Here is a 21,114-nt window from a genome sequence, read left to right on the forward strand (position 1 = left end):
CGGGCACGGCCCACGCCAGCCCGGCCCGGGGCCCACCCTCTTAACCCTGCAGCAGTCCGGCCAGCTTCTCCGCCACCTCGTCGGGCGATCCGGAGCCGTCGACCACCAGGTCAGGGTGCTCCGGCGGTTCGTAGGCCTGGCCGAGGCCGGTCATGTTGGGCAGCCTGCCGGCCTTCGCCTGGGCGTACAGGCCCTTCGGGTCCCGGCTCGCGCACACCTCGGGCGGGGTGTCCACCCAGACCTCGGCGAAGTCGCCCGGCGGGAACAGGCTCCGCGCCGCCGCCCGGTCCGTCCGGAAGGGCGAGACCAGCGCGACGATCACGATCAGCCCGGCGTCCAGCAGGATGCGGGTCAGCTCGGCGACCCGGCGCACGTTCTCCGCCCGGTCTCCCGGGGTGAACCCGAGGTCTCTGTTGAGTCCGCTGCGGACGTTGTCGCCGTCGAGCACGTACGTGTGCAGCCCCATGGCGTGGAGCCGCCGCTCCAGCGCGTTGGCGATGGTCGACTTCCCGGAGCCCGGCAGACCGGTCAGCCACAGCACCTTGGCCCGCTGCCCCTTCAGCTCCTGCCTGGCGTCGCGGTCGACGGTGAAGGTCTGCCGGACGACGTTGCGGCCGCGCCGCAGCGCGTGCCGGACCATGCCGGCCGCCACCGTCTCCTTGCTGACCCGGTCCACGAGCAGGAAGCTGCCGGTGTCCCGGCACTCCTGGTAACCGTCCAGGCAGAGAGGGGTGTCGGTGGCCAGCTCGACCGTGCCGATGTCGTTGAGGCCGAGGGCGCGCGCGGCGAGCCGCTTGCCGGACACCACCTCCATCCGGCCGCGCACGGCCGTGACCGTGGCGGGCACGGTCCGCGGCCCGGCCAGCATCAGGTAGGAGCGGCCGTGCCGCAGCGGCTCCCCGGCGGTCCAGATCAGGGTGGCGGAGTACGCCGTGGCCGGGGACAGTCCGTCGCCCAGGGCTTCCGGCGTGGTCAGCAGGTCTCCGCGCCGGACGTCGACGTCGTCGGCCAGCGTCACCGTCACCGGGGTGCCGGGGGCGGCCTGGTCGAGGTCGCCGCCGCCGGGGCCGATCAGCCGGTCGATCCTGGACGCGACCCCGCTGCCGGCGACCGCGACGGCGTCGCCCCGCCGGACCGGGGCGCCGATCACGGTGCCCGCGAAACCGCGGAAGTCGTCCGCCCGGATCACGTACTGGACGGGCAGCCGGTAGCCGCCGGCGTCGTCCGCCCGCGACCCCTCGGCCGGCTCCCACTCCGACAGCGCGCCGAGCAGCGTCGGCCCGTCGTACCAGGGCAGGTTCGGCGAGGGCTCGACCACGTTGTCGCCCTGCACGGCGCTGGCCGGGATCACGCTCGCCGCCATGTCGAGGCCGTTCGCCGCCGCCAGGACCTCGCTCGCGAGTTTCTCGAACACCGCCTGGTCGTAGTCCACCGCGTCGAGCTTGTTCGCCACCGCGATGACCGCCCGCACACCCATCAACGCGCAGATCGCCAGGTGTCTGTGGGTCTGCTCGCGGACCCCCTTGGTGGCGTCGACGAGTAACACGGCGACGTCCGCGGTGGACGCCGCGACCGCCATGTTGCGGGTGTACTGCTCGTGTCCCGGCGCGTCGGCGATGATCACCCGGCGCCCGGACGGCAGGTCCAGGAAGCGGTGGGCGACGTCGATGGTGATGCCCTGTTCGTGCTCCGCCTCCAGCCCGTCGGTCAGCAGTGAGTAGTCCACCGCGCCCGCAGCGATCGTGGAACCGCCGCGCCTGGTCCGCCGCGCGTAGTCGAGCTGGTCGTCGGTGGCGCCGCCGGTGCCGGCGAGCAGCCGTCCGATGAGGGTGGACTTGCCGTCGTCGACCGAGCCGCACGCGACCACTCGAAGCATGGAGATCATCAGAAGTATCCCTCCGACTTCTTGCTCTCGATGGAGGTGCCGCCCTCACCGTCGATGAGCCGGCCGGCGCGTTCGGACCTGCGGTCGCGTCTCATCTCGTCGATGACCTCGTCGACGGTCGCCGCCTTCGACTCGACCGCCGCGGACAGCGGGTAGCAGCCGAGTGTGCGGAACCGTACGTGGCGCAGTCGCGGCTCTTCGCCGGGCTCCAGCGGTAAGCGCTCGTCGTCCACCATGATCAACGAGCCGTTCCGCTCGACGACCGGGCGGGGTGCGGTGAAGTACAGCGGCACCACGGGGATGTCCTCTCGCTTGATGTAGCGCCAGACGTCCAGCTCCGTCCAGTTCGACAGGGGGAACACCCGCATCGTCTGGCCCTCCGCCAGCTCGGTGTTCGCCCGCCACCAGAACTCCGGACGCTGCGAGCGCGGCTCCCAGCGATGACCGGGCTCACGCAGAGAGAAGATCCTCTCCTTGGCCCGTGACCGCTCCTCGTCGCGTCGCGCGCCGCCGATCGCGGCGTCGAACCCGCCGTCGTCGAGCGCCCGGCGCAGCGTGACGGTCTTCATGATCCGCGTGTACTCGTGAGCGCCGTGGGTGAACGGCGTGGCTCCCTCAGGGTTGGTGTGCACCCGCAGGTCGAGCCCCAGCCGCTCGGCCGTCTCGTCCCGGAAGGCGATCATCTCGCGGAACTTCCAGCCGGTGTCGACGTGCACCACGGGGAACGGCATCCGGCCCGGCGCGAACGCCTTCATCGCCAGGTGCAGCAGCACCGAGGAGTCCTTGCCGATCGAGTACAGCAGCACCGGGCGGCGGAACGCGCCGGCGACCTCGCGCAGCACATGGATCGCCTCGGCTTCGAGCATGTCCAGGACGTCTTCTCCGGCCATGTGCAGACCCTCCGTCGTCGCTGTGCCAGATAGACCGTCTTCGCGGCCGTACGTGTCTATAGTAACCTATAAATAGGTGATATCGGGTTACTCGGTCTCACGCAAGACCCGGACCGGCCGAGCGGAGGAGAGGTCATCAACTTCCCAGGACGCGCGGCCGGAAACGCTACGAACAACCAGATCGGCGGTGTGGCGGATGAACGCTCGTGGCAAGCGGAACGGCTCTTTGACCGTCGAAGAGCTGTCCAAGAAGACCTGGAACGACTTCGAGACGGTTCTCGGCGACAACGGAGGCGCCCGGGGGTGCTGGTGCATGCACTGGCGGCTCTCCATCGCGGAGTGGACGGAAGGAAAGGGCGAAGGGAACAAGAAGGCCATGAGCCGTCTCGCCCAGCGGAAACCGGTGCCGGGCGTCATCGTCTACGACGACGGCGCGCCGGTGGCGTGGTGCTCACTCGGGCCGCGCTCCGCGTTCCCGAGGCTCGAACGCTCGCCGCTCCTGTCGAGCGTGGACGACGAGCCGGTCTGCGCGCTCGCGTGCGTCTTCGTCCACAAGAAGCACCGTGGCTCCGGGCTGCTGCCGGGCATCCTCGAAGCCGTCTGCGCGTACGCGGCGTCCGAGGGTTACACGACCGCCGAGGGGTATCCGGTCGAGCCTCCCGAGGGGAAACGCGCGGGCTCGGACACGGCGATGACGGGGATAGCCAGCGCCTTCCTCAAGGCCGGATTCGCCGAGGTGGCTCGCCCGCGCAAGGACCGGCCGATCATGCGGCGGCAGCTCACCTGATCCCTGGGAAGGCGCGCCGGTCAGGGCGTCCGGCCCTGACGGTGGCGGCGCGCCTTCTCCCGGTTCCCGCAGATGCTCATGTTGCACCAGCGGCGGCGTCCGCCCCGCGAGGAATCCAGGAACAGCCAGCCGCACCTCCCGCAGGCCCTGACGCGGCCGGACGGAAGGGTGAACACCGCGTGGACCGCCAGCAGCGACAGGACGGCCGGAATCGCTCCCGGCGCCGTCCAGTCCGCGGTGAACCGGTCGAGCGCGGCGTCGATCCGCTGAACCTGGTCGGCTCCCACGCCCTTTCCGGCCCGTTCGAGAAGCGCGCCGAAGGGCCCGGCCGGCGCCGCCTCGCCGCGCGCGATCGCGCTGAACACGGCCCACGCCTGTTCCCGGACGGCCTGGACCTCGGGTACGAGATCCTTGGCGGACGCCTCCGGCAAGGGCGGCGTCTCCTCGAACAGCCCCGCGGACGCGCACCACGTCAGGACGTCCGAGGGCGTGTTCAACAGCTCGCCGTCCTCCGCCGGGTGGTTGCGGTCGAAGACGGTGTTCGTGAGGTCCAGGACCGGGTGGCCGCCGACGAAGTGGGCGTCCTGCCAGGGAGACTGGGCCTTGATAGCTAGAGTAACCATTACGTCTAGTTTAAATGGTTACGCGGCCCTTGGCTAGGCGTCAGGCCGGAGCCGTGGCCTCCCCCTGGAAACGCTTCCGGAGAAGGACGGTCGCGACGATCGCCCCCACCGCGAACACGACCGAGCACCAGAGCGCCCAGCGCCAGCCGTCGACGGCTCCGCCGGAGGCCGCGGCGAAGTGGGCCGCCACCGAGGTGACCACTCCCACCCCCACGGCCAGTCCCAGCTGCTGGGAGACGTTGAGCAGCGCGCCGGCCGTGGCCCGCCGCCCCTCCTCGGCGCCGTTCGTGCCGGCGATACTCGTCGTGACCAGGGCGATGATGTGGCCGAACGCGTTCACGGAGGTGCCGATCAGGACGAGGGCGAACCCGTGGCCTTCCGGCAGGCCCACCATGATCAGAATGCCGGCCGTCTCGATGACGATCCCGCACAGGAGCACGCGGTAGAGCCCGAAGCGCTCGACGTACCTGCCCGCGTAGATTCCGACGACGATGGCGATCGCGCCCGAGACCGCGAACGTGAGGCCGGTCTGGAGCGCGCCCAGACCGAGATGCGTCTGCAGATAGAGCGTGAGGACGAAGAGCATTCCCCCGTAGGAGCAGATCAGCAGGACGTTGACCAGGTTGGCCGCGCCGATGGCGGCCGTGCGGAAGATGGAGATCGGCACGAGGGCGTTGTCCTTGCGGGACTCCACCCAGACGAAGAGGGCGACGGCCGGCACCGCGACCGCCGCGCAGGCGAGGATCGGGACCGACGACCAGCCGTACTTCTCCCCTTCGGTGAGGGCGAACACGAACGCGACCATGCCCACGGTCGCCAGGACGACGCCGGTGAGGTCGAGGTGGCGGGACGCGTGCCTGTCCCGGCTCTCCTCAAGATGCGCTCTGGCCAGCAGGCCGAACGCCACGACGATGGGCACGTTGATCAGGAAGACGGACCTCCATCCGGCGAACTCGGTGAGGACGCCCCCGAGGACCATGCCCGAGACGAATCCCGCCGACAGCGCCGACCCGTAGATGCCGAGGGCGCGCTCCCGTGGCGGTCCTTCCGGGATGGCCGCCTGGAGCAGCCCCAGACCCGCCGGAGCGATGAACGCGGCGGCGACCCCCTGCAGGGCGCGGCCCGCGATGAGAGCCGCCGGCGACCAGGCGAGGCCCGCCAGCAGCGAGGCGAGCAGGAATCCGGCCAGACTCCAGATGAACACCCGCTTTCTTCCGTACAGATCGGCGATCCTCCCCCCGAGAAGGAGGAAGCCGCAGAAGGCGAGCGGATAGGCGGAAAGAACCCACGCGACGCCTCCACCGGAGGAGAAGTCCATGGATTCGCGGATGCTCGGAGCCGCGACATTGATGATCGAATAGTCGAGGGCGACCAGGAACTGGGTGCCGCAGATGACCGTGAGCTGCCAGAGATGCCGGGACCGGAAGGTGCGTTCATCCCTTCCGGCCGTGCGCGCCGATGCTTCCTTCATGGCGTATCCCCTCTGCTTCTGTCGACTGCGGGTCCGGATGTCTCCGCTGCGGTCCCGGCGCGTGGGCGCGGTGCTCCGCGTGGCGGCGACCGCCGTGCGGATGGGCGTCCGCGAGCGTGCCGGGGCCGAGGAACATGCGGTGGAGATGCGTCACGGCGTTGAGCACGTCGTGCTCGGCGCAGGTGATGGAGATGCGCCGGGCGCGGACGATCACGTCCGTCACGGTGACGCCGCGGGCCTTGAGCGCGTCCACGAGGAGCCGCACCTGCGGATGGTGGGCACAGAAACCGCAGCCCACCAGCGACACCTTCGCCATGGGGCCGGACCAGTGGCATCCGGTGAAGGCGTCGGCCGCGCGCAGGCCGGCGAGCGCCTCGTCCACCTTGTCCCGGTCGGCGGCGTTCACGATGAACCCCAGCGAACCGGCGGAGGCGTCGGCGGCCGGCTGGCCGAGCATGTCCACCGGCGGCATCGGATCGGCCAGCGCGGCGGCGATCGTGGTCAGGGCGCCGGGGTCGACCCCGTCGAGCCGGCAGCGGAGCTGACCGGTCCGGTGCGCCACGCCGACGGCGGTGAACCGCTCCCCGTCGAGCGGGGCGGCCGAGCGGAAGCCGGTCACCCAGGTGCCGGCGGCCTCGGTCGTGCTGGAGCGGACGTGCACGGGAACGCGGTGGGCGCCGGCGTACTCCACGCTGGGATGCGCGAGCACCGTGGCGCCGCAGGCGGCCAGCTCGGCCATGTCCTCGTAGAAGAGGCGGTCCACCTTGCGGGCGTCGGCGACGTGTCGCGGGTCGGCGGTGAACACGCCCTCGACGTCGGTGAAGATCTCGCACACCCTGGCCCGTAACGCCGCCGCCAGGGCGACGGCGGTGGTGTCGGAGCCGCCCCGGCTCAGGGTGGTGAGCTCGCCGTTGTCGGCGGACAGGCCCTGGAAGCCGGAGACGACGGGGACGTGGCCGTCCTGGACGCATTCGCGGATGCGTACGGGATCGACGTTGACGATACGCGCGCGGCCGTGCACTCCGTCGGTGATGATGCCGCAGTCGTGGGCGCTGAACGAGCGGGCGGGCACGCCCAGCTCGTGCAGCGCTATGGCGAGCGCGGCGGCGGAGGCTTGTTCACCGGTACTGAGCAGGAGGTCCAGCTCCCGGGCGTGCGGCGTGTCGGTGAGGTCCCGGGCCAGCTCGATCATGGAGTTGGTGGTGCGGCCCATCGCGGAGACCACGGCGACCACGGACCCGTCCGCGGCGGCGATGCGCCGCGCCACGCGACGGATCTTGCCCGCGTCACCCAGTGATGTTCCGCCGTACTTCTGTATCACCAGGTCCATTGGTTTCCTCTTCCTGCGCCACGACGATCGTCATCGCGTCTCCCGGCTTTCGCGTCGCAACTGGTCCGGCGTGCCGAGGCGGACCGATTCGGCCGCGGCCCGCCGGTAGTACAGCTGGGCGTCGTCGTCGGACCGCATGCCCGCGGCGCCGTGGACCTGCATGGTCCGCGTCGTGACGGTGCGGGCCAGGTCCGACGCCGCCGCGAGGTCGGCCGCCGCGTGCGCCGCCGCGTCGCGGTCGTGCACCAGCAGGCGCGTCGCGTCGATGTGCATCGCCAGCTCGGCCAGCCGGAACGCCAGGCCCTGGAACTTGCCGATGGGCTGGCCGAACTGGCGGCGGGTCTTCGCGTAGCCGACGGCGTGGTCGAGCGCCGCCTGGGCCAGGCCCACCAGGTACGCGGCCTGGCGCACCCGTGCGCCGGCCAGCGCCGCCTCCCACCGGGTGGGGTCGGCCCACGCGGTCACGGGGGCGCCGTCGAAGACGACCTCGTACGCCTCGCCCCGGCTCGTCTCCTCGTACCGGCGCGTCGTGATGGCGGGATGGCCGGCGGGCACGAGCGCCAGGCGCGGTCCGGCGCCGCCCAGGAGGAAGTGGTCCACCTCCGCGGCGAACCCGACGAAGGTCCGCCGCGCGGAGACCACGCCGTCCTGCTCGGACAGCGGCTCGTCCGCCACCGCCAGCGCCACCGGGGACCGGCCGATGTGGTCGTCCCCGAGCAGTTCCCGCGCGGTGAGCGTGTCGAGCAGCGGGCCCTGGTACAGCACGGACCCGAGGAGCTCGGCCAGCCGCACGGCGTCGGGGCCGGACGCGTCGAGCGCGCCGAGCTCGGCCAGCCCCTGCCACACCATCGCGCGGGTCTCCCGGCTGTCGTCGTCGTCCCAGCCCTCCGCGCGCGGCCGGTCGGCCATCCGCCGCACCAGCGGGGCCAGTTCCTCGTCGAAGAAGTCGGCGATCATCGTGGTCATGACGGCAACCCCAGTTTCGATGTGGCGACGAAGAAGAGCATGATCTCAGAGGAACCCTGGGCGAGCGTGAGCCCCGGCGCCTCCCGGAACGCGGCGTCCAGGACGCCGTCGGCGATCGCGTCGGGATCGCGTGCGTCCAGCAGCGCCCGCGGCCCGAGGATCTCGACCGCCGCCACCGACACCTCCTTGGCCGTCTCCGACGTGTACCATTTCGCGGTCGCCGAGTGGACCTCGTCGGGCCGGCCCTCGTGCAGGTTGGCCACGCACCGCCAGGCCAGGAGCCGGGCCGCGCGCACCCGCGTGTCCAGCTCGACGAGCCGCTGCTCGCACCCCGGCGGGGCGTGCTCGCGCAGCGCGGCCAGCGTGCGTTCCGCCTTGGCGGAGTGGTCCAGCCCGGTGCGCTCCAGCGGGAGCACCTTGCCCAGCACCTGCCAGCCGTCGTCGGCCTCGCCGAGCACGTCCTCGGGCCCGATCCGGATCCCGTCGAGCGTCACCAGGTCGAAGCGTTCCTCGGACAGGTTCCACACCGGCTCGATGACCACGCCCATGGACTGCAGCGGCACCAGGAACAGCGTGATCCCGGCGAAGTTCACCGGCCCGGTCGACGTGCGGGCCGCGCACAGCGCGAAGTCACTGTGCTGCGCCTTCATGTTGTAGATCTTCCGGCCGTGCAGGCGCCAGCCGTCGCCGTCGGGTTCGGCGCGTGTGGTCAGCGACGCCAGGTCGGACCCGATGTCCGGCTCGCTGAAGAGCACGTTGGCCGTGATCTCGCCGCGTGCGAGTCCCGGCAGGAACCGCTCCTTCTGCTCCTCGGTGCCGAACAGGTGGATGGCGTTCCCGACGATGTCGACGCCCAGCGAGTGCACGTTGTCGGGCACGCCGTGGCGGATCATCTCCTCGGTGAGGATCGCCTTCTCCACGATCGTGGCGTCCGCTCCGCCGTAGCGCTCGGGCCAGTTGATCGCGAGCCAGCCGAGCTTGCCCAGCCGCCGATGCACGTCGAGCAGGCCGGTCTCCTGCCCGTACGGCGTCCGCCGGGACCGCGCGATCTCCGCGCGCACCTCGTCCTCGCACAGGAGCTTGCAGACTTCTTCCCGGAAGTCGTCCTGTTCCGGCGTGAAGGCCGGGATCATCGGACACTCACCTCGCTCAATCTGTGGCGCATGGCTTCCGCCAGCGCCTCGATGTGTGGGGGTCGGAGCATGGTGTAGTGGTCGCCCGGCACCACCTGGATTTCGTCGGCGTAGGGCCGCCACCGGCTGAGCTTCTCGCCCTCGGACTTCTCGGCGCACAGCAGTACGACCCTGCTGTCCACCCGCGACGGACGGAACGTCAGGAGCGCGCGCACGTTCGCGGCGAACACCGGGAACCGCTCGGCCAGCTCGGCCTCGCCGGGTTCGGCGCCCATGGCCGCGACGTCGGAGGCGAACCACGCGCTCAGCTCGTCGTCGCCGGGACGGGACGGCGCGTCCGGGACGGCGGTGTCGAGCACGAACGTCAGCGCGACGTCGCCGTCATGGCGTGCCATCTCCAGCGCCACCGCGCCGCCGACCGACCAGCCGCCCACGTGCAGCGGCCCGTCGGGCCGGGCCTCGCGGACCGCGGCCAGATAGGTGGCCGCGAGGTCCGCGAGCGAGCGTTCCCCGATCGCGCCGCCGTGCAGGCCGGGGTCCTCCAGGGCGCAGACCTGGCGGTCGTCGCCCAGGAGCCCGGCCAGCGCGACGTAGGGGGCCACCGATCCGCCGGCCGCGTGCACCAGGAACAGCGGCGGCTCGGTGCCCGCCGGGCCGAGCGGCACGAGCGGGGACACCGTCCGGCCGGAGGGCCGCGGCCGCCCTTCCGGCGGCGCGGCCTCCTGCTGGGCGAGGGCCTCCTCCCGCCGGCGCCGCAGCCGCAGGTCCAGCAGCGCGCGCCGTTTCTCCGCCAGGGCGGAGGGGTGCGACCCGGCCATCAGCTCGACTCCTTCAGCAGCCGATCGACCTCCTCTTCGGGCAGATCGGCGACCTGCGCCTCCAGCTTCGCCACCTCGTCCTCGCCGAGCAGCGCGTGCTGCGCGTCGTCGATCTGGGCGGCGAACTGGCTGAGCAGCGGGTAGCTGAACAGCCGCCGCGGGTCGAGCGTCACCTGGAAGGCGTCGCGCACCCGCGAGATCATCTGGGTCACCTGCAGGGAGTTGCCGCCGAGCAGGAAGAAGTTGTCCTGCGCGCCGACGCTGCCGGGGTCGAGGCTCAGCAGGCTCTGCCAGATATCGGCCACCCTGCGCTGCGTCTCGGTGGTCAGCTCGGCCTGACCGGCGCCGCCGTCGGGGCGGGGGTCGGGCAGCTTCCCGTGGTCCACCTTCCCGGTCGAGGTCAGCGGGAGCTGGTCCAGCCGCACGTAGTCGGTGGGCACCATGTGCAGCGGCAGCCGCCCGCTCAGGAACTCGCGCAGCTCGTCCGGCTCGACGTCGCCGACCACGTACGCGGCCAGCCAGGCCGAGGGCGTGCCCGCGTCGCGTACGGTCACGACGCACTGCCGCACGCCGTCGAAGCTCTCGATGGCGTGCTCGATCTCGCCCAGCTCCACGCGCAGCCCGCGCAGCTTCACCTGGCGGTCGACCCGGCCCAGGAACTCCAGGTTGCCGTCACCGTTCCAGCGCACCAGGTCGCCGGTGGCGTACATGCGCTCGCCCGGGGTGGTGGCGAACGGGTCGGGCAGGAACTTCTCGGCGGTCTGGTCGGGCCGGCCGAGGTAGCCGACCGCCAGCCCGGCGCCCGCCATGTAGAGCTCCCCGGGCACGCCGACCGGCACCGGCCGCAGGCCCTTGTCCAGGACGTAGGCCCGCTGGTTGGCCATCGCCCGGCCGATGGGCGGCGTTCCTTCCAGAGGCTCCGGCGGGCACAGGTAGTCCACGCAGGTCACCGTGGCCTCGGTCGGCCCGTACCCGTTGTGGAACTCGCGTCCCGGCTTGCTCCACCGGTTGACCAGGTCGGGGCCGAACGGCTCCATGCCGATGAAGCACACCCGCAGGGCGTCCAGCTCGGACGGGTCGAGCAGCCCCAGGACGGCGGGCGGGATGTCCACCATCGTCACCCGCTCGCGGGCCAGCAGCCCCTGCAGCGCCTCCGGGTCGAGCAGTTCGGAGCGCGGCGCGCCCACGATGGTCCCGCCGGCGGTCAGCGTCGAGAACACGTCCGACACGCTCACATCGAAGGCGGGGTTGGAGAACTGCAGGATCCGGTCGTCCGGCGTCACCGAGAACATCCGCTGGAAGGTGGTGCAGAAGTTCACCACCGCCCGGTGGGGGACCATGACCCCCTTGGGGGTGCCGGTCGAGCCAGAGGTGTAGATGACGTACGCCGTGTCCTCCTGCGCCACCTGCACGGAAGGCGGCGAAACCGGCCGTCCGTCGAGCGTGTCGGAGTCCAGCAGGATCCGTTCCACCTCCGCGGGCAGGCGGTCGGCGAGATCCGAGGTCGTCACCACCGCGGCCACGTCGGCGTCGCCGAGCTGGTAGGCCAGCCGCTCCGCCGGGTACTGCGGGTCGAGCGGCAGCCACGCGCCGCCCGCCTTGAGCACGCCGAGTTCGGCGGCCGGCAGGTCGAAGCCGCGTTCGAGCAGCACGCCGACCACGCGCCCCGGCGTCACCTTGAACTCCTCGACCAGCGCGTGCGCCAGCCTGCTGGACCGCTCGTCCAGTTGCGCGTAGGTCAGGTCCTCGCCCGCGAAACGCATCGCGACCGCGTCGGGCGCCTCGGCCACGCGCGCCGCGAACAGCTCGTGCAGCAGGCGCTCGTCGCGCTCACCGGGCTCGGGGTTCCACGCGGTGAGCACGCGCAGGTACTCGCTGTCGGGCATGATGTCCAGCGAGCTCGCCCGGGCGTCCGGCCGGGACAGCGCGTCGGCCATGACCGTGCTGAAATGCTCCACCAGCTGCTCGATGCGCTCGTGGTCGAACAGCTCGGAGGAGTACTCGATCCACACGCCCAGGCCGCCGTCCGGCAGGTCGTTGATCTGGAACGTGATGTCGAACCGGGTCGTCTCCGGCTGCGGGGTCAGCATCTCGACCTCGACGCCGGGCAGCCGCCAGCGCGCGATCATCGGCTCGGGCAGCAGCGTGAACAGGTGGGCGACCAGCGGGTTCCGCCCCGGCAGCCGCTCCGGCTTGAGCTCCTCCACCAGGCGGCCGAACGGCACGTCCTGGTTGGCCATCGCCTCCAGGATGTTGTCGTTGGCGGCGTGCACCAGGTCGCGGAACACCGGATCGCCCTCCAGGTTCCCGCGGACCACCACCGTGTTGGCGAAGAACCCCATCATGGGCTCGACTTCCGAGCGGGTCCGCCCGGAGAGTACCGACCCGAGCGCGATGTCCTGCTGACCGGTGTAGCGGTTCAGCAGCACCTGGTAGCCGGCCATCGTCAGGGCGAGCAGGGAGACCCCCTCGGCCTGAGCCATGTCGCGGATCTTCCGCGCCAGGTCGTCGGGCAGGCGGGTCTCGTGGATGCGGCCGGCACCGGTGGGCGCCGACGGGCGCTGCCGGTCGGTGCGCCACTCCAGCGGTTCCATGCCGTCCACCGCGGAGTGCCAGTAGTCGATCTGCTTGGCCGGTCCGTCGCTGAGCAGCCAGAGCCGCTGCCAGGCCGCGAAGTCGGCGGGCTGGAGGGTCAGCTCGGGGAACTCCGAGCCGTCCGGATCGGTGTAACGGGCCGTCAGCTCCTCGGCGAACTGCCGCGAGGACCATCCGTCGATGACGATGTGATGCCAGACGATGGACAGCACATGCTCCTCGGGGCCCAGCCGCAGCAGGGCGAACCTGTACGGCGGGTGGTTGCGCAGGTCGAACTCCTCGCGCACCTGCCCGTCGATCCAGTCCTGGACGGACTCCTCGGTCCCGTCGGTCACCGGCAGGTCCCACGTCTCGGGCGGCGGATCGACCGTCTGGAAAGGCACGCCGTGCTCGTCGCCGAACCGGGTGCGCAGGCTCTCGTGCCGCGTGACGATGCCGCGCAGCGCCTTGGAGAGGGCGGGCACGTCGAGCGGGCCGCGCAGGCGCATCGCGAACGGCACGTTGTACACCGGCGCGCCCGCGACCATCTGGTGCAGGAACCACAGGAACCGCTGCTGCTCGGCGATGGCCATCTTGCCCGTACGCGGGACGGGGACGATCCGCTCCCGCTCGGCCTTCTCCGCCACGCGCTGGCGGACCTTCCTCTCCAGCAGGGCGCGTCTGATGTCGGCTGCGTCACGCTTGTCGGGTGTGGACATGATCTCGTTCTCCTCCTTCACCGTCGCACGCTCATCGGGCGCAGGTCGGTCCACACCCGCGCGATGTGTGCAAGGCAGTCGCTCTTGCTTCCCTCCGCACCGGCCTCGGTCCAGCCGGCCGGAATCTCCCGGCCCGCGGGCCAGATCGAGTACTGCTCCTCGTGGTTGATCACCACGACGAATCTCTCTTCCATGACGCTCACCTTTCTTGTGGTACGAAGGCGTGAATGCCGGTCAGTTCACCGAGGTAGCGGTCGAGCGTCCTGAGCCCGTCCGTCTCCGGCCTGGCCAGCGAGGTCGCGTGGCGGCTGAACCGCCGGGTGTCGAAGTGCCGGGAGCCGTCGGTGAACATCCGGTCGAACTCGGCCGGTGCCGCGTCCTGGTCGGCGACCGGGGGCGGCAGCAGCAGGAGCAGCCCGGCGAGCCGCTCGTCGGTCTCGGCGATGGCCTCCAGGCGGTCGCGGAACCGGGGGTAGCCGACCCGGTCGAGCGCGGACCGTTCGGCGAGCACGCCGAACGCCTCGGCGAAGCGCAGCCGGGCCGGCCACAGCACGTGCATGGCGCCGTCGGGCACCTCGATGTCGCCGGTCGCCGCGTGGGCCACGAACTCGGCGACCACGTCGACGGGCGTCACGTCGATCTCGGCCCCGGTCGGGAACACGCATCCGGTGCGCGCGCACGCGTACAACAGGTTGTGCGCCAGCGAGTCCGGGTTGGCCACGCCGGTCGCGCGGTGCGGCCAGACCTCGCCGAGGCGGTACACCACGGATCTGACGCCCTGCCGGTGCGCGTCGGCGAGCAGGGACTCGGCGACGTACTTCGATCGGTTGTAGCCGTCCGCGGCGACCTCCTCCGTCGCCGGGAGCCGGTCCTCGGTGACGGGCGGCGCGCCCGGCCCGGCGGGCGGGAAGATGCTCAAGGTCGACAGGGTGTGCACGCGCGCGCCGCCCGAGGCGAGTTTGATGATCTCCTGTACGCCGAGCACGTTGGCGGGGCGGTGGTCCAGATAGCCGGACAGGAAGTTCACCGCGCCCGCGGCGTTGACGACGCCGGACACCGTGGAGGCGATCGCGTCGAACCGCCCCTGCGGCAGGCCGAGCAGCTCGCTGCCCAGGTCGCTGGGGATCACCTCGACCCGTCCGGTCTTGAGCGCCGTGGGCAGCAGCTGCCAGGCGGACGTCAGCCCGTACTGTTCGAGGACCTCGGTCAGCCGCCGGGCGCCGTCGGCGGGGTCGGCGCACCGCACCAGGCAGATCAGCCCGGCGTTGGAGCGCGTCAGCAGCTCGGCCAGGACGTGTGCCCCGACGAAGCCGGTCGCGCCCGTGAGCAGCAGGGTCTGCGGCGGGCTCCAGGCCAGGTCGTGCCTGATGTAGGCGAGCTCGGCGCAGTCGTCGTCGACGCCCTGGGTGAGCCGCGCCGCCTGCGCGCGCACGGTCGAGGCGACGAGCAGGTCCCGGGGCGGCACCGGCTTCCCCAGCCGTTCGCTGATCGCGGCGGTGAGCCGGTAGGCGAGCAGCGAGGTGCCCCCGTAGTCGGAGAACGGCACGACCACCGAGACCTGCTCCCGGTCGAGCACGTCGCGCCAGGCGGAGCAGACCAGCTCCTCCATCGGGTCGGCCGGCGGCTCGACAGGCTCCGCCGGGCCCTCCTGCGTCGCCGTCTGGGCCACGATGAGGGCGGCCAGCGCCTTGCGGTCCGCTTTGCCGTTGTGGTTGAGGGGGAGCGCGTCGAGCACCACGATCCGGTGCGGCACCTGCTCGGCCGGCAGCTTCTCCGCCGCGTACCCGCGAAGCAGCTCCGGCGACGGCGGGTCGTCCGGCGAGCGCGGCGTGACGCAGCAGACGAGCGTGGACTCGGGCGCCTCGCCGAGCACGATCGCCACCGCGTTGCCCACGAGCGGATGGTCGGCCACGGCCGAGGCGACATCGCCCAGCTCGACGCGCACCCCGCCGAGCTTCACCTGTTCGTCGCGCCGGCCGATGAAGTACATCAGGCCGTCCTCGTCGAGGCGTGCCAGATCGCCGGTCCGATAGAGCTTCCCACCCGGGATCTGGGGGAACGGGTTGGCCACGAGCACCCGCGCGGTGCGCTCGGGATCGTTGAGGTAGCCCGCTCCGACGCACTCGCCGCCGAGATACATCTCGCCGGGAGTGTTCACCGGGACGGGCTTGAGGTCGTCGTCGAGCAGGATCGCGGCGGTGTTGTCGATGGGCCGCCCGAGGGGGATCCGGTCGGCGTCGGCGTCCGTGACGTCGTGGAACACCGACCCGATGGAGCACTCCGTCGGCCCGAACGTGTTGGTGACCTCCAGCCCCGGCAGCAGCGCGCGCAGCCGGTGCACCACGCCGGCGCCCGCCGCCTCCCCGCCGATCAGCATGCGCCGCAGGCTCGACGTCGCCTCACGCAGGTCCTCGCGCACCTCCAGCAGCGACACGAACGCCTCCAGCACGGACGGTACGAAGTCGGTCATCGTGACGCCGTAGCGGCCGATGGTCGTGGCCGTCTCCTCAAGGTCGAGGATGCCGTCGCGGTGCGGCAGCACGACCTGCCCGCCCGACACCAGCGGCCACAGCACCTGCCACATCGAGGAGTCGAACGTGGACCGGCTGTTCTGCAGCGTCACGTGATCGGCCCCGTCACCGAACCGGCGCGACATCGTGGTCAGCCTGTTGACCAGGCCGCGGTGGTGGTTGAGCGCGCACTTGGGCGCGCCGGTCGAGCCGGAGGTGTAGAACCCGTAGATCAGGTCTTCCGGCCCCGGCGCGCGACCGGCCGGCGGCGGTTTCCGGTCGGCCGGACCGGGTGGCTCCGCGCAGTCGACGATCACCGTCGGGAGGGCCTGCTCCAGTTCGCCGATGATGCCCGCGGTCGCCGGCGACACCACGACGACGGGCGGCGACAACTCGGCCACGATCGCGCGGAGACGGTCGACCGGCCAGGCAGGATCAAGCGGTACGAACGCCGATCCTGTCTTCATCACCCCGAAGAGCGAGATCGGGAATTCGGGCCCGTCCGCTATCAACACGGGTATCAATTGTCCGGCCCGGACACCGCCGCTGATCAGTCGATTGGCCGTCACATTGGCCCAGGCGTCGAGGTCGGCATAACTCACCGTGATGTCCCGATAGCGGATCGCGGGACGGTCCGGCGCGTTTTCCTTTTGTGCGTGGAACAGATCGAGGACGGTGCTCCGCCGGGGGAAATCGTGGTGCGGCCCAAGGAATAAGTGAATGGCGGCCAGATGGTGTTCGTCTGGATTCTCATGCGGTTGGCGTGTCATCGTGCTCCCGATGTTCTCGACGGCAACAGATCGTCGTGTCAGGCAGATCGGTGACCATTCGGATTTGTGGTTTCCGGACAGCGGAAACCGGTCCTTCGGCAGGCATGGCGAGGGTTCTGGTGAGATTCGGAGTTTTCGGCGGCCGGGTACGGGCGCCGGAAATCCACAGAATTGCCCGCGGGCATGAGCGGCCCGCCGGATATCGCGAGCCCGGCCGATCAAGCGGGTGGCGCCTTCGGGCGTGCGCTGACCACGTGTTTCCTCCTTTCGTCAGACGACCGGAGTGCCGCACGTTCGAACCGAAGTAACCGATATCAGTTGGATTACAAGTTACTCACATCTTGGAACATGAGACCGGGATGCGCAACCCGGGTGTCGCCGCCGCGGGCCAGGATGCCGGTGTGCGAGGCGGTATGGCCTGCGGGAACGAGAATGTGCCGCGGACTGAAATCGGTGTGGAGCGACGACCGGGCCGGCCGGACGCCGTGCGGCGCCGGGCACGCCGGACAGGCACGGCCTGGGGGAAGTCGCGAAGAGCATATTCGGCGTTACCCGAGGCGGCGCGCGCCAATCTGCGGACGCGCTGTTTTGTGACAATCTGCCGAAGAGCGAAAAATGATCAGCGGACGCCCGCGAAATGATCGTCGCCTGTCAATGACCAGGTAAGCGCACGTCCCGGCCCGAAGAATGAGGCCGGAGGCGAGCCGCAGCAGAACGCCTCGACGGCGCTGAAATTCGACAAGGGCCGGACAGTTCGCGTCCGCGATCCCGGGCGCTCCGGACGTGAAGGTCCCGAATCCATGGGTAGGGTCGGTGACGGTCGGCCCATTCAGCGCCGGCATCGCGCCCCATCTGTCGACGTAAGGGGGAGTCGTGCGGCAAACCGGCGACAACGCACCTCTCGGATTATTCCAATCGGGAGGACTTTCCTCCCTGGCCGTCGGGGTCTGGCTTCGTGAACTGCCGACGCCGGCGAGGCACTATATCGCCGACATCGGCCAGGCGGATCCCCCGGATTTGGACGCGCTCGCTTCTTCGTTGCGACGATTCGGGGACGAATCCGTGGTCGTGGATTTACGGCCGTCCATCGCCGCCGTGGCGTCGGATCTCCTGCGGTACCGCGCCCGCCACGACGGCGGCTACTGGAACACGACCGGCGCGGCGCGCTTCGTGCTCGTCAGCGGGCTCGCGCCGCTGATGCGGGCCGACGGATGCCGGGCACTCGCGCACGGCTGTGTCGGCGGGGGCAACGACCAGCGCCGCTTCGCTCGTTACGGCGCCCACGTCGCGCCGGACCTGCCGGTCGTCGAGCCGTGGACGGATCAGCGGGCGCTCGAACGGTTCCCCGACCGCGAGACTATGCTCGCGGCCGTCACCGAGCACGGGCTGAGCCTCGACCCGGGCAGCGGCGCCGAACGGTCCACCGATGCCAGCCTCGCCGGCGTCTCGCACGAGTCGGCGGAGCTGGAAGACCTCGAAACGCCGGTCACCCGGCTCGACCCCCGGTGGAGCGCGTGGCCCGAGCAGGCCACGGCCGAACCCGAGACCGTCACGGTCCTCTTCCGCGAGGGACGGGTCGCCGACCTCGACGGGAGCGGGCCCGACCCGGTCGAGTGGATGAAGCGCGCCAACGACCTCGGCGCGCGGCACGGGGTCTGGCTGCGCGACGTGGTCGAGCGGCGCATCATCGGCACGGTCTGCCGGGGCGTCTACGAGGCGCCCGGCCTGGAGCTGCTCGACCGCGCGTGGACCCGCGTCCTGCAGGCGAGCCTCGACGGGGCGAGCCGCGAGCTCTACGACCGGCTGTCCGCCGTCCTGGGCTCGGCGATGTACGAGGCGCGGTGGCTCGAACCCGCCGCGCGGGCGGCGCGGGAGGCGATCGACCGGCTCGTCGGCGAGATCGACGGCAGCGTGACCCTGTCCGTCCACCGGGGCGTCGTCCGGGTCGAGCGGATGAAGGTCGCCGGCCCCGTGGTGCGGCAGACCCGGTTCGGCTCCGGCGGGAACCGCTGGAGCTAGACGGCAAGAGAAGGCTTACAGAAAGGAAGGAGCAGGTGATGCGTGAGCGTCGATTCGGCCGGCTCGGCTGGAAGGTCAGCGAGGTCGGCTACGGAATGTGGGGGATAGCAGGTGGAGAGGGCGGCTGGACGGGCGCCGACGACGAGACCGGCGACACCGCGCTGGACGAGGCCGTGCGGCTCGGGTGCACCTTCTTCGACACCGCCTGGATCTACGGCCGGGGACACAGCGAGAGGATGCTCGGGCGGCTGGTCGAACGGCACCCGGAACGCCGCCTCCACCTGGCCACCAAGCCGCCGCCCATGGACCGCGCCTGGCCGTCCACCCGCGACTCCAAACTGTCCGAGGTCTACCCGCCTGATCACCTGTGGGAGTACCTGCACCGGAGCCTCGAAGGGCTGGGCACGCCGTCCGTCGACCTGTTCCAGTTCCACGTCTGGGAGGACGCCTGGGCGCACGACGCGGCCTGGCAGGACGCGATCATCGAGATGAAGGAACGCGGGCTCATCAGAGGCGTCGGGATCAGCGTCAACCGCTGGGAGCCCTGGAACGTCCTGGAGACCCTGCGCACCGGGCTGATCGACACGGTGCAGGTCATCTACAACATCTTCGACCAGGCCCCCGAGGACGAGCTGTTCCCCGCGTGCCGTGAGCTGGACGTCGCGGTGATCGCCCGGGTGCCCTTCGACGAGGGCACCCTCACCGGCACCCTCACCCGCGACTCCCGCTGGCCCGAGGGCGACTGGCGCAACACGTACTTCGTCCCCGAGAACCTCGTCCCGAGCGTGGAGCGCGCCGAACGGCTGGCGCGGATCGTGCCCGAGGACATGACCATGCCCGAGCTCGCGCTCCGCTTCATCCTCCAGAACCCCGACGTCGCCACCGTCATCCCCGGCATGCGCAAACTCACGCACGTACGCGCCAACATCGCCACCAGCGACGCCGAACCGCTGAGCGAGGAGCTGATGGCGCGGTTGCGCGGGTTCCGCTGGGACCGCCGGCCCACGGAGTGGTCGCAATGAGCGCCGCGCGCAAGCCCATCCTGCTGTGGGCCGTGCCCCGATCGCGATCCACGGCGTTCCTGCGCGTCATGATCGAGCGCGGCGATCTGGAGGTGGCCCACGAGCCGTTCTCGTACCTCCAGGCGGACGGCCACGTCGAGTTCGCGGGCAGGCGGGTCACCTCGCCGATCGAGATGCTCGACCTGATGCTCGACGTCAGCGCCGGCGAGCGCCGGGTGTTCGCCAAGGAGACCTCCGACTACACCTACACGCCGCTGCTCGAGGACAAGCGCCTGTTCAGCGACGTCGTCAACACGTTCATGATCCGGGAGCCGCGGGCCGCGATCTCCTCGCACTACGCCATGAACCCCGGGGCCACCCTGGACGAGTACGGCTTCGAGTACCTGCACACCATCTTCGACGCCGTGCGGTCGGCCACCGGCGAGATCCCGCTGGTGATCGACGGCGACGATCTCGTGGCCGATCCGGAGGCGACGGTCCGGGCGTACTGCGAGCGGGTCGGGCTCGACTTCAAGCCCGAGGCGATGCGCTGGGAACCCGGTCGACGGGACAACTGGCGGCGCACCGACCAGTGGCACGCGGAGGTGGCCGAGAGCAGCGGCCTGGTGGCCGGGAAGGCGCCCGAGCGACGTGAGACGCCCGACACGAACGAGCACCTGCGCCGCGTCGCCGAGCACCACCAGCCGTTCTACGACGCGCTCGCCCGCCACCGCCTCGCCGGTTGACGCAGATCCTCGTCGCGTTCGCGGTCGTCGAGCCCGGCTCGCCGTGAAACCGCTGGTGCCCGGACCTATCAGCTGGCGAGGCCGCTGTCCGGCCGAAGAAGAGCGGGAATCGAATTCCTGAAGGTCGTTGCAGCCTGACCTTAATAGGTGTTTTACGTTAACACAGAAAGTCCGACTCCTCCAAAAACATATTCTTGTTGATGGGTGAATGATGTTGTACTCTCCTGAAGAGATCAATTCAAAACGATCGACTCTGATGGAGTGGCCGTGGCAGTTCATGAGCCCCCGCAGCGCAACCGCCGGTTGACTCGTCGCTTCTTCACCCGGGCCATGGGCGCCAGCGCGCTGGCCGCCGCCACGACCGTCGCCACTCAGGCGCGGCCCGCTTCCGCACAGGCCATCTGTGAATACCTGTGCTGCCGCCTGGTCTACTGCCCGACCTTCCCCTACAGCACGTGCGCGAACAACGCGTACTACATTTGGGGCTGCTATTCGGGGGCGTCCTTCTGTCAATGCTGTGAGGCCTCCGGAAGGGCCTCCATCAGCTGCTATCCCTGAGCAACGGACGGACGATCCGGAGGCCCGCAATGTCGATCACCCCGACGAATCACGGCTACGCCTACATCTTCGAGAACGAAGGCTCGGTGAACGTGGCGGTCTGCGCGCGCATCGAGGACGAGAAGCCTGTCGACGTCATCGCCATTCATTTCCGTACCAAGCAGATCAAGGTCGATACGGCCGTTCAGCTGACCGGGGAGAAGGGCGCCCGCTACTCGACCGCGCCCGTCGCCGTCTACGGGGAGGACCACGTGGTCCACCTCCGCAAGGTAGCCGTGGGCGAAGGGCTGACCGCGGCCGGGCTCCGGTCGTAG

At 70.6% G+C, this 21,114-nt stretch carries 16 protein-coding genes; 5 read left to right on the forward strand and 11 right to left on the reverse strand.

Annotation, left to right across the window (positions count from 1 at the left end; translation table 11 throughout):
- Window positions 1-40: 40 nt before the first annotated feature.
- Complete coding sequence (gene cysC, locus FR742_RS09900) at window positions 41-1,885, reverse strand: adenylyl-sulfate kinase (protein ID WP_148030670.1); 1,845 nt, start codon at window positions 1,883-1,885, stop codon at window positions 41-43.
- Window positions 1,885-2,775 (reverse strand): sulfate adenylyltransferase subunit CysD, encoded by an 891-nt coding sequence (gene cysD, locus FR742_RS09905; RefSeq protein ID WP_148030671.1) that lies wholly within the window; start codon window positions 2,773-2,775, stop codon window positions 1,885-1,887. The genes cysC and cysD overlap by 1 nt, the downstream gene beginning before the upstream one ends.
- 196 nt (window positions 2,776-2,971) lie before the next feature.
- On the opposite strand from cysD, the gene FR742_RS09910 reads away from it, so the two are divergent.
- The gene (locus tag FR742_RS09910) at window positions 2,972-3,562 is read left to right on the forward strand and encodes a GNAT family N-acetyltransferase (protein ID WP_148030672.1); all 591 of its coding nucleotides are present in this window, start codon (window positions 2,972-2,974) and stop codon (window positions 3,560-3,562) included.
- A 20-nt stretch (window positions 3,563-3,582) separates the two neighbouring features.
- On the opposite strand, the gene FR742_RS45680 is transcribed toward FR742_RS09910, so the two are convergent.
- The 9 genes from FR742_RS45680 to FR742_RS09955 are packed head-to-tail and all read right to left on the reverse strand — an operon-like array spanning window position 3,583 to window position 16,476.
- Window positions 3,583-4,185, reverse strand: coding sequence for a CGNR zinc finger domain-containing protein (locus FR742_RS45680; protein ID WP_148030673.1), 603 nt, complete (start codon window positions 4,183-4,185; stop codon window positions 3,583-3,585).
- Window positions 4,186-4,225: 40 nt separating this feature from the next.
- Window positions 4,226-5,656, reverse strand: a complete 1,431-nt coding sequence (locus FR742_RS09920; protein ID WP_148030674.1) for an MFS transporter — start codon at window positions 5,654-5,656, stop codon at window positions 4,226-4,228.
- On the reverse strand, window positions 5,619-6,986 hold the full coding sequence (locus FR742_RS09925; protein ID WP_148030675.1) for an aspartate kinase: 1,368 nt from the start codon (window positions 6,984-6,986) through the stop codon (window positions 5,619-5,621). Before FR742_RS09925 ends, FR742_RS09920 begins: the two co-directional genes overlap by 38 nt.
- 30 nt (window positions 6,987-7,016) lie before the next feature.
- Window positions 7,017-7,952 carry an acyl-CoA dehydrogenase family protein gene (locus FR742_RS09930; protein WP_148030676.1) on the reverse strand — a complete coding sequence of 312 codons (936 nt, stop codon included), beginning with the start codon at window positions 7,950-7,952 and terminating at the stop codon, window positions 7,017-7,019.
- Window positions 7,949-9,085: an acyl-CoA dehydrogenase family protein gene (locus FR742_RS09935; RefSeq protein ID WP_148030677.1), complete on the reverse strand. Its 1,137-nt coding sequence runs from the start codon at window positions 9,083-9,085 to the stop codon at window positions 7,949-7,951. Before FR742_RS09935 ends, FR742_RS09930 begins: the two co-directional genes overlap by 4 nt.
- Complete coding sequence (locus FR742_RS09940) at window positions 9,082-9,903, reverse strand: alpha/beta fold hydrolase (RefSeq protein WP_148030678.1); 822 nt, start codon at window positions 9,901-9,903, stop codon at window positions 9,082-9,084. Before FR742_RS09940 ends, FR742_RS09935 begins: the two co-directional genes overlap by 4 nt.
- Entirely contained in the window at window positions 9,903-13,196 is a 3,294-nt protein-coding gene (locus tag FR742_RS09945) for a non-ribosomal peptide synthetase (protein ID WP_148030679.1), read from the reverse strand. Before FR742_RS09945 ends, FR742_RS09940 begins: the two co-directional genes overlap by 1 nt.
- A 17-nt stretch (window positions 13,197-13,213) precedes the next feature.
- On the reverse strand, window positions 13,214-13,390 hold the full coding sequence (locus tag FR742_RS09950; RefSeq protein WP_148030680.1) for an MbtH family protein: 177 nt from the start codon (window positions 13,388-13,390) through the stop codon (window positions 13,214-13,216).
- 5 nt (window positions 13,391-13,395) lie between these two features.
- Window positions 13,396-16,476, reverse strand: coding sequence for a non-ribosomal peptide synthetase (locus tag FR742_RS09955; RefSeq protein WP_148030681.1), 3,081 nt, complete (start codon window positions 16,474-16,476; stop codon window positions 13,396-13,398).
- A gap of 873 nt (window positions 16,477-17,349) precedes the next feature.
- On the opposite strand from FR742_RS09955, the gene FR742_RS09960 reads away from it, so the two are divergent.
- From FR742_RS09960 to FR742_RS09975, 4 genes are all read left to right on the forward strand, one after another.
- A complete protein-coding gene (locus tag FR742_RS09960) occupies window positions 17,350-18,495 on the forward strand; it encodes an argininosuccinate synthase domain-containing protein (protein ID WP_148030682.1) in 1,146 nt (381 codons plus the stop codon).
- 38 nt (window positions 18,496-18,533) lie between these two features.
- Window positions 18,534-19,517, forward strand: coding sequence for an aldo/keto reductase (locus FR742_RS09965; RefSeq protein WP_148030683.1), 984 nt, complete (start codon window positions 18,534-18,536; stop codon window positions 19,515-19,517).
- Window positions 19,514-20,242 carry a sulfotransferase gene (locus FR742_RS09970; RefSeq protein ID WP_148030684.1) on the forward strand — a complete coding sequence of 243 codons (729 nt, stop codon included), beginning with the start codon at window positions 19,514-19,516 and terminating at the stop codon, window positions 20,240-20,242. The genes FR742_RS09965 and FR742_RS09970 overlap by 4 nt, the downstream gene beginning before the upstream one ends.
- Before the next feature lie 587 nt (window positions 20,243-20,829).
- Entirely contained in the window at window positions 20,830-21,114 is a 285-nt protein-coding gene (locus FR742_RS09975; RefSeq protein ID WP_148030685.1) for a hypothetical protein, read from the forward strand.

It is taken from the genome of Nonomuraea sp. C10 (genome assembly GCF_008017515.1).
Taxonomy (GTDB): domain Bacteria; phylum Actinomycetota; class Actinomycetes; order Streptosporangiales; family Streptosporangiaceae; genus Nonomuraea; species Nonomuraea ferruginea.